At 70.9% G+C, this 16066-nt stretch carries 12 protein-coding genes, 1 tRNA gene and 1 pseudogene; 9 read left to right on the top strand and 5 right to left on the bottom strand.

Going from position 1 to position 16066, the window contains the following annotated elements; genetic code table 11:
* The 3 genes and pseudogenes from M0P34_RS05810 to M0P34_RS05800 form a co-directional block, all read right to left on the bottom strand.
* Positions 1-696: pseudogene (locus M0P34_RS05810) on the bottom strand (RND transporter); the annotation flags it as partial.
* 57 nt (positions 697-753) lie between these two features.
* Positions 754-1218, bottom strand: coding sequence for a MarR family transcriptional regulator (locus M0P34_RS05805; protein ID WP_291497337.1), 465 nt, complete (start codon positions 1216-1218; stop codon positions 754-756).
* Positions 1219-1461: 243 nt separating this feature from the next.
* Positions 1462-1555: transfer RNA gene (locus M0P34_RS05800), tRNA-Sec, on the bottom strand.
* 281 nt (positions 1556-1836) lie between these two features.
* Between M0P34_RS05800 and ftsH the strand changes: the two genes are divergently transcribed.
* The 9 genes from ftsH to M0P34_RS05755 all read left to right on the top strand — a co-directional run bounded on the left by ftsH (position 1837) and on the right by M0P34_RS05755 (position 14241).
* Positions 1837-4014, top strand: coding sequence for an ATP-dependent zinc metalloprotease FtsH (gene ftsH / locus M0P34_RS05795; protein ID WP_291497335.1), 2178 nt, complete (start codon positions 1837-1839; stop codon positions 4012-4014).
* 3 nt (positions 4015-4017) lie between these two features.
* Positions 4018-4932 (top strand): dihydropteroate synthase, encoded by a 915-nt coding sequence (gene folP / locus M0P34_RS05790; protein ID WP_291497333.1) that lies wholly within the window; start codon positions 4018-4020, stop codon positions 4930-4932.
* Positions 4925-5677, top strand: a complete 753-nt coding sequence (gene cdaA / locus M0P34_RS05785) for a diadenylate cyclase CdaA (protein WP_291497331.1) — start codon at positions 4925-4927, stop codon at positions 5675-5677. Before folP ends, cdaA begins: the two co-directional genes overlap by 8 nt.
* A 3-nt stretch (positions 5678-5680) precedes the next feature.
* Entirely contained in the window at positions 5681-6583 is a 903-nt protein-coding gene (locus M0P34_RS05780) for a CdaR family protein (RefSeq protein WP_291497329.1), read from the top strand.
* Between the two features lie 63 nt (positions 6584-6646).
* Positions 6647-7999, top strand: coding sequence for a phosphoglucosamine mutase (glmM, locus tag M0P34_RS05775; protein ID WP_291497327.1), 1353 nt, complete (start codon positions 6647-6649; stop codon positions 7997-7999).
* A 57-nt stretch (positions 8000-8056) separates the two neighbouring features.
* Positions 8057-8926 carry a UTP--glucose-1-phosphate uridylyltransferase GalU gene (gene galU, locus M0P34_RS05770; protein ID WP_291497325.1) on the top strand — a complete coding sequence of 290 codons (870 nt, stop codon included), beginning with the start codon at positions 8057-8059 and terminating at the stop codon, positions 8924-8926.
* A gap of 190 nt (positions 8927-9116) precedes the next feature.
* A complete protein-coding gene (gene priA / locus M0P34_RS05765) occupies positions 9117-11528 on the top strand; it encodes a primosomal protein N' (protein WP_291497323.1) in 2412 nt (803 codons plus the stop codon).
* Positions 11529-11604: 76 nt separating this feature from the next.
* Positions 11605-12849: an HDOD domain-containing protein gene (locus M0P34_RS05760; protein ID WP_291497321.1), complete on the top strand. Its 1245-nt coding sequence runs from the start codon at positions 11605-11607 to the stop codon at positions 12847-12849.
* Between the two features lie 309 nt (positions 12850-13158).
* Positions 13159-14241, top strand: a complete 1083-nt coding sequence (locus M0P34_RS05755) for a TRAP transporter substrate-binding protein (RefSeq protein WP_291497319.1) — start codon at positions 13159-13161, stop codon at positions 14239-14241.
* An 89-nt stretch (positions 14242-14330) separates the two neighbouring features.
* Here the strand turns inward: M0P34_RS05755 and M0P34_RS05750 are convergent, their stop codons facing one another.
* A complete protein-coding gene (locus tag M0P34_RS05750; RefSeq protein ID WP_291497317.1) occupies positions 14331-15662 on the bottom strand; it encodes a TRAP transporter large permease subunit in 1332 nt (443 codons plus the stop codon).
* Between the two features lies 1 nt (position 15663).
* Positions 15664-16066: TRAP transporter small permease subunit (locus tag M0P34_RS05745; RefSeq protein WP_291497315.1), on the bottom strand; the 403-nt coding region annotated here is incomplete at its 5' end.

Genomic DNA, 16066 nt, shown 5'->3' with positions numbered 1-16066 from the left:
GACCATCTCGCTGAACATCTCGACCCCGATGGCCCCCTCGGCCACGGGAAGGCCCGAGATGTGCCATTCCTCCGTGCCCCCGAAGGAGTCGATCCGCTCCCGCAGCGCGGTGTAGATATCATAGCTGAACATCTTGTCCGTCAGCGGGATGTGCAGGCACAGCGCCCTGCCGTCGGCCGACACGAGCTGGCCCACGAGCAGGGGGTTGGACAGGGCCTTGTCGCGTATGGCCAGGGCCTCCTCCCGGGTGGCGGGCGGCCGGGGCATCAGCCATTCGAAGCTGATGGTCCCCGGCCCGGCCTGGCGCATGTGGTCCACCAGCGAGGGCGCCACCACGTCCACCGTGGCCACGCCCACCATCCGCCCCGGATTCTCGGGGTCCTCGTGGCGCAGGGTCAGGGCGAACTCCGTCAGATCGTGGACGCGGGCCAGGGTCTGCGGGTTGAACACCCCGTCCGGGTCGTTCTCCTCGGTAACGCCGACGACGATGACATCGCTCAGGTCGAAGCGTTTTTTTGCGTCGTTGTGGAAAACCCTCGCGGGTTCGGTGGGTTCCAGCATGTTCTCCGGGTCCGTATCCATGACGATGCCCGGGAAGAAACTGGCCGCCAGGAGCACGACGGCCAGCAGCGCGAGGGCGACGAGCCTGTAGTGCCGGACGGGAAAAGCGATGAGCAGGGCCTTGAATGACTTCACGACAAATCTCCCGATACATTAGTTAAGCAGCTTAATCATTAACCCAAAAAAAAACCGTCACGGATCCAGGCGCCTATCCAGGACCTCCCCGATGGCTTCGAACAGCACGGCGATGGTGGCGACCTGGGCGAGGGAAAAGCCGCGCAGCCGCTCCACCAGGGCGTCCCGGTCCTCGCCGTGAACGCGCGCGTGGGCGTCGAAGGCCTTGCGCCCCAGGGGCGTAAGCGTCAGCTGGTATTCCTTGTTGCTGTGGGGCGCCTGCCGCTTGCGCAGGAAGCCCTTGGCGCACAGCTTCGAAACCATCTGGGACGCCGCGCTTTTGGTGATGCCGAAGGCGTTGGCCACGTCCGTGACGCTCATCTGGCCGCGCAGGCCGACGGCCTCGATGGTATGCGCCTCGCGCGTCGTGACCTCGACGCCGTCGCCAACGGCGATGGGCAGCTCCTCGATGCGGGCATACCGGGCCGCCACGCGCTGGAACTGCCGCACCACGTCGAGGATGAGATCGTCCTTCGTTTCCATGTGCCCGTCCCGTCTCCTTTCAGTCCGAAACCAATCGCCGACGGCAAAAGGTAAACCCGCTAAACCATCGTGTCAACCCCGGCCGGGAAGGTTCCGGCGAAGCGCCCCGCAACGCCCCGCCGCGAAGGCACGGCCGGAGGCGCGCCCCGCGCGGCCCAGGCAGGCAGCGCGAACCTGAAAAGCGCCCTCCCCGGCCGGTTCCGGGGAGGGCGCTTCCTCGGGGGGCGCACCCCGCAAATTCGGTGGCGGAAGCGTATAGGAGTCGAACCTACCTGCGAGGGCAAACCCGCACACTGGTTTTGAAGACCAGGCGCCACACCGGTGACGACACGCTTCCGCGCAGGGAAAGGCATCTCTAGCAGCTGGCGCCGCCTTGGGCAAGGGCCGCGCGGCATGCGCAGGCTTCGGCACCGCCCGGCGGCCCCCGGGCCCGCGGGCATTCCCGGCGTGGACAGCGCCGGGCCGCTGTGCTAGTCGGAAAGCTGGCCCGCCACGGCTGGCGCGCGATATTCGACGAAATGCGCCGCCCGCCATTGCCTGGGCCCGCGGGGGGACTTATAGTCCCCCGACCGGGGCCCCGCGCCCCTCCCGACGAGCGCACAACGAGGAGCAGACGCCTTGAACAACGTCACCCGGAACCTCTTTCTCTGGTTGGCCATCTCGCTGGTGATGGTCTTCCTGTTCAACATGTTCAACCAGCAGCCCCGCGCGCAGCTCTCCATGAGCTACACCGAGTTCCTGCAAAGCGTGGAGAGCAACCAGATCGCCGAGGTCACCATCCAGGGCCGCGACATCCTGGGCAAGACCATCTCCGGCGAGCGCTTCACCACCTACTCGCCCGACGACCCGGGCCTGGTGGGCAAGCTGGTCGACAAGGGCATCCAGGTCACGGCCAAGCCCGTGGAGGACTCGCCCTGGCTCACGGTGTTCGTCTCCTGGTTCCCCATGCTGCTGCTCATCGGCGTGTGGATATTCTTCATGCGCCAGATGCAGTCCGGAGGCGGCAAAGCCATGAGCTTCGGCCGCTCGCGGGCCAAGATGATCACCCAGGACCAGTCCAAGGTCACCTTCGACGACGTGGCGGGCGTGGACGAGGCCAAGGAGGAGCTCTCCGAGGTCGTGGACTTCCTGTCCAACCCGCGCAAGTTCACCCGCCTGGGCGGGCGCATCCCCAAGGGCGTGCTGCTCGTCGGCCCCCCCGGAACGGGCAAGACCCTGCTGGCGCGCGCCGTGGCGGGCGAGGCAGGGGTGCCCTTCTTCTCCATCTCCGGCTCGGACTTCGTGGAGATGTTCGTGGGCGTGGGCGCCTCGCGTGTGCGCGACCTGTTCATCCAGGGCAAGAAGAACGCGCCCTGCCTCATCTTCATCGACGAGATCGACGCCGTGGGCCGCCAGCGCGGCGCGGGCCTCGGCGGCGGCCACGACGAGCGCGAGCAGACCCTGAACCAGCTCCTGGTGGAGATGGACGGCTTCGAATCCAACGAGGGCGTCATCCTCATCGCCGCCACCAACCGCCCCGATGTGCTCGACCCGGCGCTGCTGCGCCCGGGCCGTTTCGACCGCCAGGTGGTCGTGCCCACGCCCGACGTGCGCGGCCGCAAGCGCATCCTCGACGTGCACACCAAGCGCACGCCCCTTGGCGCCGACGTGGACACCGATGTCATCGCCCGGGGCACCCCCGGCTTCTCCGGCGCGGACCTGGAGAACCTCGTCAACGAGGCCGCCCTCCAGGCCGCCAAGCTCGGCCGCGACCAGGTGCTCATGGCCGACTTCGAGATGGCCAAGGACAAGGTGCTCATGGGCAAGGAACGGCGCAGCGTGATCCTCTCCGACGAGGAGAAGCGCACAACGGCCTACCACGAGGCGGGCCACGCCCTCATCGGCAAGCTGCTGCCCCACGCCGACCCGGTGCACAAGGTCTCCATCATCCCGCGCGGCATGGCCCTGGGCGTGACCATGCACCTGCCCGTGGACGACCGCCACAACTACAGCCGCGAATACCTCGAAGGCCAGCTCTCGGGCCTTCTGGCCGGGCGCGCCGCCGAGGAGCTCATCTTCGGCCAGCGCACCACCGGCGCCAGCAACGACATCGAGCGCGCCACGGGCATCGCCCGCAAGATGGTCACCCAGTGGGGCATGAGCGACGCCATCGGGCCCCTGGCCCTGGCCGAAAAGGACGATTCGGTCTTCCTGGGCCGCGAGATGATCCGCCACAAGGCCCACAGCGAGGACACCGCCCGGCTCATCGACTCCGAGATCCGCCGCATCGTGGACGAGGCCAACGACCGGGCCCTGACCCTGCTGCGCGACAACATGGACACCCTGCACGCCATCGCCAAGGCCCTGCTGGAGCGCGAAACCATCTCCGGCGCGGACATCGACCTGATCATGCAGGGCAAGCCCCTGCCCAAGCTCGCTGGCCCCGGCGCCCAGGACGGCCCGGCCCTCGGCCGCCCGGCCCCCGGCCCCCAGGGGCCCGAGGGCTCCGGCTCCGGCGGTGCGGGCGCGCCCCCGGCGGCTCCCGGCGGCGCGGCCCCGGCAGCCCCCGCCGGCCAGGGCGGCACCCAGGCCGGCCCCGAGGCGCCCCAGGCGGCCCCGGGGGCCGACGCCGGGCACGCCGCCCCGGAAGACGCCGCGACCGAGCCCCAGGACAGGCCCAAGAGCCTGTTCCGCAAGGTCATGGACGGCGACCTGGACGTGTCCAGGGCCCAGCAGGACGGCGGGGAGTTCCGCCTCGAGCCCGACGACGCCCCGGCCTCCGGCGGCCCCGGCGACAAGGACAAGAGCGGGAACTAGGCAATGCAGGAACGCATTTTCTGGAATGTAACCGGGGGACGGGTTCTTGGCCCGGCCCCCTTTTTCGTGGTCGGCATCGTCAACGCCACCCCGGACTCGTTCTACGACGGGGGCCGCCACGACGCGCCCGAGGCCGCCGTGGCCCACGGCAGGCGCCTGCTGGCCGAGGGGGCGGCGGTCCTCGACGTGGGCGGCGAGTCCACCCGCCCGGGGGCCGAGGCCGTCTGCGCCGAGCGGGAGATGGACCGGGTGCTGCCCGTGGTGCGCGGGCTGGCCGGGCACATCGGCCACGGCCAGCCCCCGGACGCCGCCCCCCGGGCGGTGATCTCCGTGGACACCTTCAAGGCCCGGGTGGCCGCCGCCGCCCTGGACGCCGGGGCCGCCGTGGTCAACGACATCTCGGCCTGCCGCTTCGACCCCGGGCTCCTGGACGTGGTCGGGCAGTACAAGCCGGGCTATGTGCTCATGCACAGCCTGGGCCGCCCCGGGACCATGCAGCGCGACCCGCGCTACGCCGACGTGGTCCACGACATCGTCGCCTTCTTCGAGGAGCGCCTGCGCGCCCTGACCGGCGCGGGCCTGCCCGAGGAGAACATCGTCATCGACCCCGGCATCGGCTTCGGCAAGACCCTGGAGCACAACCTGGACATCCTGCGCAACATCGAGGCCTTCGGCGTGCTGGGCCTGCCGCTGTATGTGGGCCTGTCCAACAAATCCATGTTCCAGCAGCTGCTCGGGCTGCCCGTGGCCGGGCGCGGCGGGGCGACCCAGGCCGCCGTGGCCGTGCTGGCCTCGCGCGGGGTGCGCATCCACCGCGTCCACGACGTGGCCGCCACAGTGCAGACCCTCACCGTGGCCGAGGCCCTGCGCGCGCGAAGGCCCGGCCCCAAGGCCCCGGAGGCCCCGTCCCGTGATTGACCTCGGCTGGCTGCGCATCTCCTGGCGCGAAATCGCGGACATCGCGCTGGTGGCCTTCATCTTCTACCGGCTGATCCTGCTCATCCGGGGCACCCGGGCGCTGTCGGTGCTCTGGGGCCTGTTGCTGGTCGCCGTGGTCTACTATCTTTCCGAAGTCTTCGGCCTGCTGACCCTCAACTGGCTCCTGGCCAACTTCCTGGGCTCCATCTTCCTGGTGGTCATCATCCTTTTCCAGAGCGACATCCGCAACGCCCTGTCCCAGGTGGGGGCGGGGCGGCTGTGGCGCAAGCGGCCCAGCGTGGCCGACGAGGTCTTCGAGCAGCTCGTCACGGCCATGCTGGACATGGCCCGCCAGCGCATCGGCGCCCTGGTGGTCATCGAAAAGAACGTGCCCCTGGGCGACCTGACCGAACGCGGGGTGACCCTGGACGCGCGCCTGTCGCGCGACCTGCTGCTGACCATCTTCCACGTCGACACGCCCCTGCACGACGGGGCCGTGCTGCTGCGCTCCGGGCGGGTGTTGGCGGCGGGCTGCATCCTGCCCCTGGCGTCCGGCGTGCGCCAGAAGTCCTCCTTCGGCACGCGCCACCGCGCGGCCATCGGCGTCACCGAGGAGACCGACGCCGTGGCCGTGGTGGTTTCCGAAGAGCGCGGCGAGGTGTCCGTGGCCATCGGCGGGCGGCTCACCGCCGCCCTGGACGAAGTGCGCCTGCGGCGCGTGCTCAAACGGGCCTGGGAGAAGTAGCCCATGCTGCGCAACTGGCAATACCGGCTCATGGCCCTGGCCCTGGCCCTGGCCTGCTGGTACATCGTCACCGGCCGCGAGAAGGTCCAGACCGTGGTGGAGATGCCCGTGGAGGTCGTCGGCGCCCAGCCGGACATGCTCGTCCTCGACGGGCTGGCCGACAAGATCACCGTGCGCGTGCGCGGGCCCCGGGCCCTGGTGCGGCGCCTGGAGGAGCGGCGCCCGGCCTACTCGCTGGACCTGTCGCACCTGGAGCCCGGCCAGACCAACATTCCCTTCGAGGCCGAGCACATTCCCCTGTCCATGGCCCTGGAGGTGGTGGACATCGCCCCGCCCGGGGTGACCCTGACGGCGGACCGGCTTGTGGAGCGCGAGCTGCCCGTGCGCCCGGTGTGGACCGGCGACCCCGGCAAGGACTATGAGCTGGGCTCGGTTTCCGTCTCGCCCCCGACGGTGCGCGTACGCGGGCCCAGGGCCGTGGTGTCCGAGCTCAAGGACATCGCCACCCGCGAGGCCGTGGTCAACGCCACGGGCCAGGGCGAGTATGTGGTGCGCGCCGACCTGGACCTGCCCCGCACCCTCTCGGCGGACCCCCAGGCCGTGCGCGTGCTGGTGGACTTCGCCGTCAAGCGCAAGAGCCTGTGGCTCAAGCTGCCCGTCAAGGTGCTGCCCGAGGCCATGCAGGGCGTGGGCGTCTCGCCCTCCGCCGTGCAGGTGCGCGCCCTGGTGCCGCTGCCCCTTGCGCGCGACAAGGATCTCGCCGCGCAGTTCATGGCCTATGTGCTGCCGCCCTCGGGCCTGGAGCCCGGCACGCACCAGCTGCCCGTGCGCATCAAGCTGCCCGACGGCTGCACCCTGGAAAAGACGGCGCCGGAAACACTGGAAGTCAGAATCAAAAAGAAGTAGCATCGCGCCGCGTTTTTCAGGCACCCCCCGCCCACGCGACGTTTTCGCGCATCGAGAGGAACAATGGTCAAACGCTTTTTCGGCACCGACGGGCTGCGCGGCCGGGTCAACGAGTTCCCCATGCTGCCCGAGACCGTCCTGCGCCTGGGCCTGGCCGCCGGGCAGTACTTCCGCAACGGCAAGAAGCGCCACAAGGTGCTCATCGGCAAGGACACGCGCATCTCGGGCTACATCTTCGAAACGGCCCTGACCTCGGGGCTTTGCGCCGCGGGCATGGACGTGATGCTCGTCGGCCCCATGCCCACCCCGGCCATCTCGTTTCTCACCCGCAGCATGCGCTGCGACCTGGGCGTGGTCATCTCCGCCTCGCACAATCCCTACTACGACAACGGCATCAAGTTCTTCGACAGCCAGGGCTACAAGCTGCCCGACGCCGTGGAGGACGAGATCGCCGACCTGGTGCTCGACCCCTGCGCCGACTGGGACTATCCGCCCCAGGACCGCGTGGGCAAGACCGCCCGCGTGGTGGACAGCATGGGCCGCTATGTGGTGACCCTCAAGCACACCTTCCCCGCCGACCGGACCCTGGACGGCGTGAAGGTCGTCCTGGACTGCGCCAACGGCGCCACCTACCGCGTGGCGCCCATGGTCCTGGGCGAGCTGGGGGCCGAGGTCGTGGCCATGGGCGTCTCGCCCGACGGCACCAACATCAACGAGGGCTGCGGCTCGCTGCACCCCGACAAGGTGGCCGCCCGCGTGGTGGCCGAGGGCGCGGACATCGGCCTGGCCCTGGACGGCGACGGCGACCGGCTCATCGTCGTGGACGAAAAGGGCACCGTCCTCGACGGCGACCAGATCATGGCCCTGTGCGCCCAGGACAAGATGGAACGCGGAGCCCTGTGCGGCAACCTGCTGGTGGCCACGGTGATGAGCAACATGGCCCTTGAGGTCTTCATGCGCGAGCGCGGCGGCACCCTGCTGCGCACCCCCGTGGGCGACCGCTATGTGGCCGAGGCCATGCGCAGCCGGGGCGCGGTGCTCGGCGGCGAGCAGTCCGGGCACCTGATCTTCTCCAACTACTCCACCACCGGCGACGGCATCCTGGCGGCGCTGCAACTGCTGCGCATCATGACCGCGCGCTCGCGGCCTCTGTCCGAGCTGGCGGGCCTGCTCACGCCCTACCCCCAGGAGCTGATCAACATCCCCGTGGCGGGCAAGCGGCCCTTCGAGGAGCTGCCCGAACTGATGGACGCCGTGGCCCAGGCCGAGGCCGAACTGGCCGGACGCGGGCGCGTGCTGCTGCGCTACTCCGGCACCGAGCCCAAGGCCCGGGTCATGGTCGAGGGCCAGGACGCCGCCCTGGTGCGCTCCCTGGCCGACGCCCTGGCCGACCTGGTTCGTCGGCTCTTGAATTAGTCGGCGATTCCAGTATCCTGGACCCGGGCAAGGACGCAAACCCAAGGAGGATCGGGCATGGACATCCGTAAAGTCGTGATTCCCGTCGCGGGCTGGGGCACCCGTTCCCTGCCGGCGACCAAGAACGTCCCCAAGGAACTGCTGCCCATCTACAAGAAGCCCGTGGTCCAGTATGTGGTCGAGGAGGCCATCCAGACCGGGCTGACCGAGGTGGTCTTCATCAACAACCAGACCAAGACCATCATCGAGGACCACTTCGACCACAACTGGGTGCTCGAAGAGCTCCTGGAACGCAAGGGCAAGACCGAGCTGCTGGCGGAGATCCGCGCCGTGGCCGAAATGGCCAACATCATCTCCGTGCGCCAGAAAAAGCAGCTCGGCCTGGGCCACGCCGTGCTCTGCGCCCAGGGCGTCATCAACGACGATCCCTTCGCGGTCATGGTCGGGGACGACCTCATGTTCGGCATGGAGCCGGGCATCAAGCAGCTGGTGGATGTCGCCAGGGCCGAAGGGCTCTCCGTGGTCGGCGTGGTCGAGGTGCCCCGCAACAAGGTCGACCGCTACGGCATCATCCAGGGCGAGGAGTTCGCCCCGGGCATCTTCCGCGTGAACCAGATGGTCGAGAAGCCCGCCGTGGCCGACGCGCCCTCGCGCATGGCCGTGGTCGGCCGCTATGTGCTCATGCCCGAGGTTTTCGAGCACCTGCGCGGCCTCAAGCCCGGGGTGGGCGGCGAGATACAGCTCACCGACGCCCTGGAGATCATGGCCAAGGAAAACCGCCTGCTGGCCGTGCGCATGCGCGGGCGGCGCTTCGACGCGGGCGACTGGGCCGAATACCTGACCGCCAACATCTACTTCGCCCTGCAGGACGAGGAGCTGCGCGACGACGTGGTGCGCAACCTCCAGGAACTGCTGTCCTGCAAATAGGGCGGGGCAAAACCCCGGGCGCGGGCGACGCCGCGCCAGGGCCCCCGGCGCGCACACCGCGCCCGGGGGCCTTGCCGTGCCCCGGCCCCGGGCGGATCCGCCCGCGCCTTGACGGCCCGCAGGCCCGGGGGCAGGATGCCCCTGGCGCCCCGAGGCCAGCCCCGGCCCCGGGCGGCGCCAGCCCAAACCCATGACCCGGACAACGACAACGCCCCCCGACGCCCAGGAGCGCGGCTGCTGGCAGGTGGCCCTGCTGGGCGCGCCCTTTGCCGTCTACACCTACGCCGAGCCGCCCCACCTGCCGCCGCAGACGTGGGTGGCGGGGCTGCGCGTGCTGGTGCCCGTGGGCGCGTCCGCGCGCCTTGGGGTGCTCGTCGCCCGCCAGGACGCGCCGCCGCCGGACATGCCCGCCGACGTGCGCCTGCGCGCCCTGGTCTGGCCCGTGGAGGCCCGGCCGCTGCTGGGCCCGGACTACATGGCCCTGGCCGCCACCCTGGCCACGCGGCAAATGGAGCCCGTGGGCCGCGTGCTGGAAAACCTCCTGCCCCACGGGCTGCGGGCCCTGCGCGTGAGCTTTCGCGTCTTCGACCCGCGCTTTCCCGCGCGCCTGGGGGCCTCGACCCTGGCGGGCATGGCCGACCGGGAGCCGGAAACCCTGGCGGAACTGGCCGTCCTGTGGGCCGAGGGCCGCATGCGCGTGTGCGCCGAGCGGCGCCACGAAAAGGAGCAGGAATACTGCTTCGTGGCCCAGGATCCGCCCTGGCCCGTGCGCCCGGCGGCCCGGCGGCAGATGGAGCTCCTCGAATACCTGTGGGACGCGGGGCCGGTGCCCAGGCCCCGGCTGCGCGAGGCCCTGGGCCCGGCTTCGGCCCAGGCCCTGACCCGGCTGGTGGCCGCCGGGCTGGTGCGCATCGGCCCGGCCCCGGAGTTCCACGAAGCGGACGCCTGCGCCCCGGGGCACGGCGAGACCCCGGGCGGCGAGGCCCCCGAGCTGACCGATGAACAGCGCGACGCCCTGGACGAGCTGACCCAGGCCCTGGCCCGGCCCGAGGGGCAGGCCCGGCTGGTCCACGGCGTCACGGGCAGCGGCAAGACCCTGCTCTACCTGCGCCTGGCCGAGCGGGCCGTGGAGGCCGGGCGGGCGGTGCTGCTGCTGGCGCCCGAGGTGGCCCTGGCCTGCGCCCTGCACCGCGCGGCGGTGGCGCACTTCCCGGGGCGCGAGGTGCGCCTGTACCACGGCTACCAGAACCCGGCGCGCCGCGAGCGGACCTTCACCGAGACGGCGGCGCAGCGCGGGCCGCAGGTGGTGGTCGGCACGCGCTCGGCCCTGTTCCTGCCCCTGCGCGACCTGGGGCTCATCGTCCTGGACGAGGAGCACGACTCGTCCTTCAAGCAGGAGGAGCGCCTGCCCTACCAGGCCAAGGAGGTGGCCCACTTCCTGGCCGCGCGGTCCGGGGGGCTGCTGGTCCTCGGCTCGGCCACGCCCGATGTGAAGACCTTCCACGCCGCCGCCCAGGGCGCGGTGGGCAAGGTGGTGCTGCCCTCGCGCGTTGGCGGGCGGGCCCTGCCGCCGGTGGAGCTGGTGGACCTGCGGGCCGAGCCGCCCGCCGAAGGGCCCTTCGCGGCGGTCACCGCCCGGGCCCTGCGCGACACCGTGTCCTGCGGCGACCAGGCCGTGATCCTGCTCAACCGCCGGGGCTACGCGCCGGTGATGTACTGCCTCGACTGCGGGCAGACGGCGCGCTGCGCCCAGTGCGACGTGGGCCTGACCTACCACAAGGCCCGCGAGCGGCTGGTCTGCCACTACTGCGGCGCAACCGAGCCCTTCCCCAGGGTCTGTGCCTGCGGCAGCTCCAACTGGCTGCCCCTGGGCGAGGGCACCGAGAACCTGGCCGAGACCCTGGAGCGCCTGGTGCCCGGCGCGGGAGTGCTGCGCCTGGACCGCGACAGCACCCGCCGCCCCGGGCGCATGGAAGAGATCCTGGCCGACTTCGCCGCAGGCCGGGCCCAGGTCCTGGTGGGCACGCAGATGCTCTCCAAGGGCCACCATTTCCCGGGGGTGACCCTGGTGGCCGTGGTCGAGGGCGACATGGGCCTGAACGTACCCGACTACCGCGCCGCCGAACGCATGTTCCAGCTCATGGTCCAGGTAGCCGGGCGCGCCGGGCGCGGCGACAAGCCGGGGCGCGTGCTCATCCAGACCCGCAGCCCCGAGCATTACTGCTGGCGCCACGTCCGCGCCAGCGACTACGAGGGCTTCTTCGCCCAGGAGCTGGCCCTGCGCCGCAAATACGGCTATCCGCCCTTCACCAAGCTCGCGCTCCTGCGCATGAACTTCCCGGCGGACTACGAGCCCGGCGCCGCGGCGGTGATGGAGCTGGCGCGGACCCTGCCGCCCCTGGGCCAGCGCCAGGGGGTGCTCGTCCTCGGCCCTGCGCCCTCGCCCCTTGGGCTGCTGCGCGGGCGCAGGCGCTTCCAGTGCCTGCTCAAGGCCCAGGACTGGCCCGCCGTGCGCGCCCTGTACGCCGAGGCCCGCCGCCGCCTCGCCGCCCACCCCAAAATCCGCACCGCCCTCGACCTGGACCCGGTAAGCATGCTCTAGGACGCGGCGGTGCCGCGCGCCGCATTGACGGGTTCTCGCCATTCGGGCTATCGTCCCGACAATGACAGGAGAATCCATGCACGACGCAAGCGCTTCCGCAGGGGCCAACCCCGTGTTCTTCGCCAAGCAGCCCGTGCTCGACGCCAAGCGCCGGATCTGGGGCTACGAGCTCCTGGGCGGCGAGGTGCGCGAGGGCATCTTCCACCTCTTCCCCGGGCATGAGGCCGCGACATCCCTGGGGTCGAGCACCTACTTCGGCCTGCGCGAGGCCCTGGACAGGGGCAAGAAGGTCATGGTCGCCTTCGACGCCGCGGGGGTGCTGGCCGGGCTGCCCCGGGCCCTGCCGCCCCAGGGCGGCTGCCTGCGCCTGCGCCTGGAGGCCAAGCCCGGGCCCGAGCTGCTGGCGGCCCTGGAGGCCCTGCGCGCCGAGGGCTATCTCGTGGCCCTGGACGTGGCGCCCGGGTCCCCGGCCCTGGGGGCCGCGCGGCTGGCCGACGTGCTGATCATGGAACACCGCCCCGGCGCCCTGCCCCCGGCCATGGCCCGGCTGGCCGCCAAGAAGGCCCAGATGCTGGCCAGGGGCGTGCGCAACATCGAGCAGTTCCAGGCCGCGCGCGACCAGGGGCACACCCTGTTCCAGGGCCCCTTTGTCAAGGAGCCGGAACTCGTCCCCGGCCGCAAGCTGACTTCCAACGAAGTCTCGCGGCTGGAGATGCTGCGGCTCATGGAGGGCGACGCCCCGAACCTGGAGGGCATGGCCGACGCCGTGCGCGGCGACGTGGCCGTGAGCTTCCGGCTGCTGGCCCTGCTGAACAGCCCGGCCTTCGGCCTTGCGCACAAGGTCGACTCCGTGGACCACGCCGTGCGCCTGCTGGGCTGGGACAAGCTCAAGGGCTGGCTGCGCGCCGTGCTGCTGGCCGACATGGCCGGACAGGGCGAAACCCCCCAGGAACTGGCCGCCCTGTCCATGCAGCGCGGGCGCTTCCTGGAACTGGTCACCACCCGCTACGACTACTGGGACTTCAACCCCGGAACCATGTTCCTGCTCGGGCTGTTCTCCCTGCTGGACGCCATCCTGGGCATGCCCATGGCCGAGGTCGCCGGGCTGCTGCCCCTGGACGCCAAGCTCCAGGCAACCCTGCGCCGCGACCCCGGCAACGACCACGAAGCCCTGTTCCTGCTCATGGAGGCCCTGGAGGACGGCGACTGGGACGGCCTGCGCGCCATGTGCGCCCGCCTGGGCTTCGACCTGGAGGCGGTCAAGGGCGCCTACGCCGCCGCCGGGCAGTGGGCCGACCTGTTCCTGGCCGTGCGCGACTAGCCGCCCGGCCCGCGCCGCCGGGGCGAGACCCCGGGCCTTGCCGTTCGCGCGCCCGGGCGCTGTGGCCCGTGTTCTATAGTTGCTCGGCGCGCCCGGGTGCTGTGGCCCGGCTCCGGCGCCGCCCGTCTTCGCTGGCGCCGCCAGGGCGCATGGCCGCCCGCCCCCGGCGCCGCTGCCCCGACCCCCGGCTCCGCCGCCGACCTTCCCTTGGCCCCCGGCCCTGACGCCGACCTTCCCTTGAGCCCCGAAATGCGCTATTCCGCGCCGATAGATTATTTCAACAACCCTGCATCCGAGGTGTCCCGCCCCATGAAACGTCGCGAATTTCTGAAGAAATCCGGCATGGGCCTGGCCGCTGGCGTGGCCGTCGGCGCCGTGGCCGCCCCCGCCGTCCTGGCCAAGCAGTCCTTTTCCTGGAAGATGGTCACCTCCTGGCCCGCCGGGATGCCCATCCTGCAAACCGGCGCCGAGCGCTTCGCCAAGCTGGTGGGCGAGATGTCCGACGGCGAGCTGACCATCGAGGTCTACGCCGGGGGCGAGCTGGTGCCGCCCATGGGCGCCTTCGACGCGGTGTCCCAGGGCATGGTCCAGTGCTACCACAGCGCGTCCTACTACTGGGCGGGCAACCACCCCGGCACCCAGTGGTTCACCTCCGTGCCCTTCGGCATGAACACCGCCGGCTACAACGCCTGGTTCCACGCGGGCAACGGCCTGGCCCTGTGGGAGGAGCTGTACTCGCGCTTCAACCTCGTGCCCCGGCCCCTGGGCACCACGTCCTTCCAGATGGGCGGCTGGTTCAACAGGAAGGTGGACTCCCTCGAGGCCCTGAAGGGCATGAAGCTGCGCTTCCCGGGGCTGGCGGGCCGCGTCTATTCCAAGGCCGGAGCCTCGGTGGTCCTGCTGCCCGGCGGCGAGGTCTACACGTCCATGGAGCGCGGCGTCATCGACGCCACCGACTGGGTCGGCCCCGTGCTCGACCTGCGCATGGGCCTGAACCGAGTGGCCAGGTACTACTACACCCCCGGCTGGCAGGAGCCCACGGGCTTCACCGAAGTGGTCTTCAACAAGGCCGCCTACGAGGCCCTGCCCGCGGACCTCAAGGCCGTGCTCGACGCCGCCGCCGCCAAGATGACCAGCGTCATGGCCGCCGAGTTCGACATCCTGAGCGCCCGGGCGCTGGCCGAAATCCGCGCCGAGGGCAAGGTCGAGATCGTCTCCTTCCCCGCCGAGGTGCTGGACACCTTCCGCACCCTGGCCGCCGAGGTGCTTGAGGAGGAGGCCGCCAAGGATCCCCTGGCCCGCAAGATCCACGACGACTACAAGGCCTTCATGGCCGAGTGGCTGAGCTGGACCGCGGTCACCGACAAGGAATACTTCGCGCGGATGGTCTAGCCCCCGCGCGGCCCAGGCAGGCGAAGGGCCGCCGCTCCCCGGGGAGCGGCGGCCCTTTTCGTCCCTGCCCGGCGGCCGGCCGGGCGGGCTCAGCGCATGGCCGCTGGCAGCCACAGCAGTAGCTGCGGGAAGGCCGCGCACAGCCCAAGGACCAGCACCTGCATGAGCACGAAGGGGATGATGCCCTTGTAGATGGCGCCCGTGGAAACCCCGGGCGGGCACACGCCCTTGAGGTAGAACAGCGAGAACCCGAAGGGCGGCGTCAGGAAGGAGGTTTGCAGGTTCACGGCGAAGATCAGCGCCAGCCACACGGGGTCGAACCCGGCCTCGATGAGCAGCGGGGCCACCACGGGCACCTGGATGAAGGTAATCTCGATGAAGTCCAGGAAAAAGCCCATGACGAAGACCAGGGCCATGATCACGGCCAGCACGCCCCACTTGTCGAAGGGCAGCGCGGCGATGAAGTCGCGCACCAGGTGGTCGCCGCCCAGGCCCCGGAAAACCAGCCCGAAGGCCGTGGCGCCCACCAGGATGATGAAGATCATGCTCGTCAGCCGCGTGGTGGACTCCATGACCTCGCCGAGCATCCTGCGGGAGAGCCTGCCGTGGGCCGCGGCCAGCCCCAGGGCGCCCACGGCGCCCACCCCCGCGGCCTCGGTGGGCGAGGCCACCCCGGCGAAGATGGTGCCCAGCACGGCCACGATGAGCAGCAGCGGCGGGCCGAAGGCCGCCAACAGCTGCCGCACCCCCGGCACGGCCCCGGGCGCCGCGCAGGCGTCGTCCCCGCCCGAAAGGCCCGAAACCAGGGGCGCGCGCTCCGGATACAGCCGCGCGTAGACCAGGATGTAGGCGATGTACAGCCCGACCATCATGAACCCCGGCACCAGCGCGCCGATGAACAGGTCGCCCACGGGTACGCCGATGATGTCGCCAAGCAGGATGAGCACGATGGAGGGCGGGATGATCTGGCCCAGGGTGCCCGAGGCGGCGATGGTGCCCGTGGCCAGGGGGTGGGCATAGCCGCAGCGCAGCATGGCCGGCAGGGCCAAAAGGCCCATGGTCACCACCGTGGCGCCGACGATGCCCGTGGAGGCGCCGAGCAGCGCGCCCACCAGGACCACCGCCACGGCCATGCCCCCGCGGACGCGCCCGAAGAGCAGGCCCATGGACTCGATGAGCCGCGTGGCGATGCCCGAGCGCTCCATGGCCATGCCCATGAAGATGAACAGCGGCACGGCCGTGAGGGTGAAGTTGCTCATCACCCCCCAGATGCGCAGGGGCAGGAGGTTGAAGAAATCCAGCCCGAACCCGGCCAGGCCGAAGGCCAGGGAGGTGCCCAGCAGGGTGAAGGCCACGGGGAAGCCCAGCAGCAGGAGCCCCGTGGCGCTGACGAAGAGCCATCCGGCCAGCGCGTGGTCCATGCTAGCGCCCCGCCCCGGAGGGCCCGCGGCCCGCAAGCACGCGCAGGTTGGCCAGCAGGAACGAGACGCCCTGCAAGGCCAGGAGCCCGAAGCCCGCAGGGATGAGCGCCTTGGCCAGCCAGCGCGCGGGCAGCCCGCCCGGGTCCGGCGAGACCTCATGCATGGCCCAGCTGAACTTCACGAAGGGGATGGAGGTCTTGATGACCAGCCAGCAGCCCGGGAACAGGAAGAGCAGGCAGCCCAGCACGTTGATCAGCGCGCGGGTGCGCGGGGAGAAACGCTGGTAGAGCACGTCCACGCGCACATGGTCGTCGTGGCGCAGGGCATAGGCCCCGCCGAGCAGGAACAGCGCGGCGAAGGCGTGCCACTCCAGCTCGCGCAGGGCCGTGTTGCTGTAGTTGAAG

The sequence above is a fragment of the Desulfocurvus sp. genome (assembly GCF_023230885.1).
Taxonomy (GTDB): Bacteria; Desulfobacterota; Desulfovibrionia; order Desulfovibrionales; family Desulfovibrionaceae; genus Desulfocurvus.
Note: the sequence above shows the minus strand (reverse complement) of the source record. Positions and strands in the feature narration are given on the sequence as shown.

Coding starts and splice junctions, on each gene's coding strand:
- glmM (WP_291497327.1), top strand. CDS start 6,647: ATGGTCAAACGCTTTTTCGGCACCGACGGGCTGCGCGGCCGGGTCAAC.
- priA (WP_291497323.1), top strand. CDS start 9,117: ATGACCCGGACAACGACAACGCCCCCCGACGCCCAGGAGCGCGGCTGC.
- folP (WP_291497333.1), top strand. CDS start 4,018: ATGCAGGAACGCATTTTCTGGAATGTAACCGGGGGACGGGTTCTTGGC.
- M0P34_RS05755 (WP_291497319.1), top strand. CDS start 13,159: ATGAAACGTCGCGAATTTCTGAAGAAATCCGGCATGGGCCTGGCCGCT.
- M0P34_RS05750 (WP_291497317.1), bottom strand. CDS start 15,662: ATGGACCACGCGCTGGCCGGATGGCTCTTCGTCAGCGCCACGGGGCTC.
- M0P34_RS05780 (WP_291497329.1), top strand. CDS start 5,681: ATGCTGCGCAACTGGCAATACCGGCTCATGGCCCTGGCCCTGGCCCTG.
- galU (WP_291497325.1), top strand. CDS start 8,057: ATGGACATCCGTAAAGTCGTGATTCCCGTCGCGGGCTGGGGCACCCGT.
- M0P34_RS05805 (WP_291497337.1), bottom strand. CDS start 1,218: ATGGAAACGAAGGACGATCTCATCCTCGACGTGGTGCGGCAGTTCCAG.
- M0P34_RS05760 (WP_291497321.1), top strand. CDS start 11,605: ATGCACGACGCAAGCGCTTCCGCAGGGGCCAACCCCGTGTTCTTCGCC.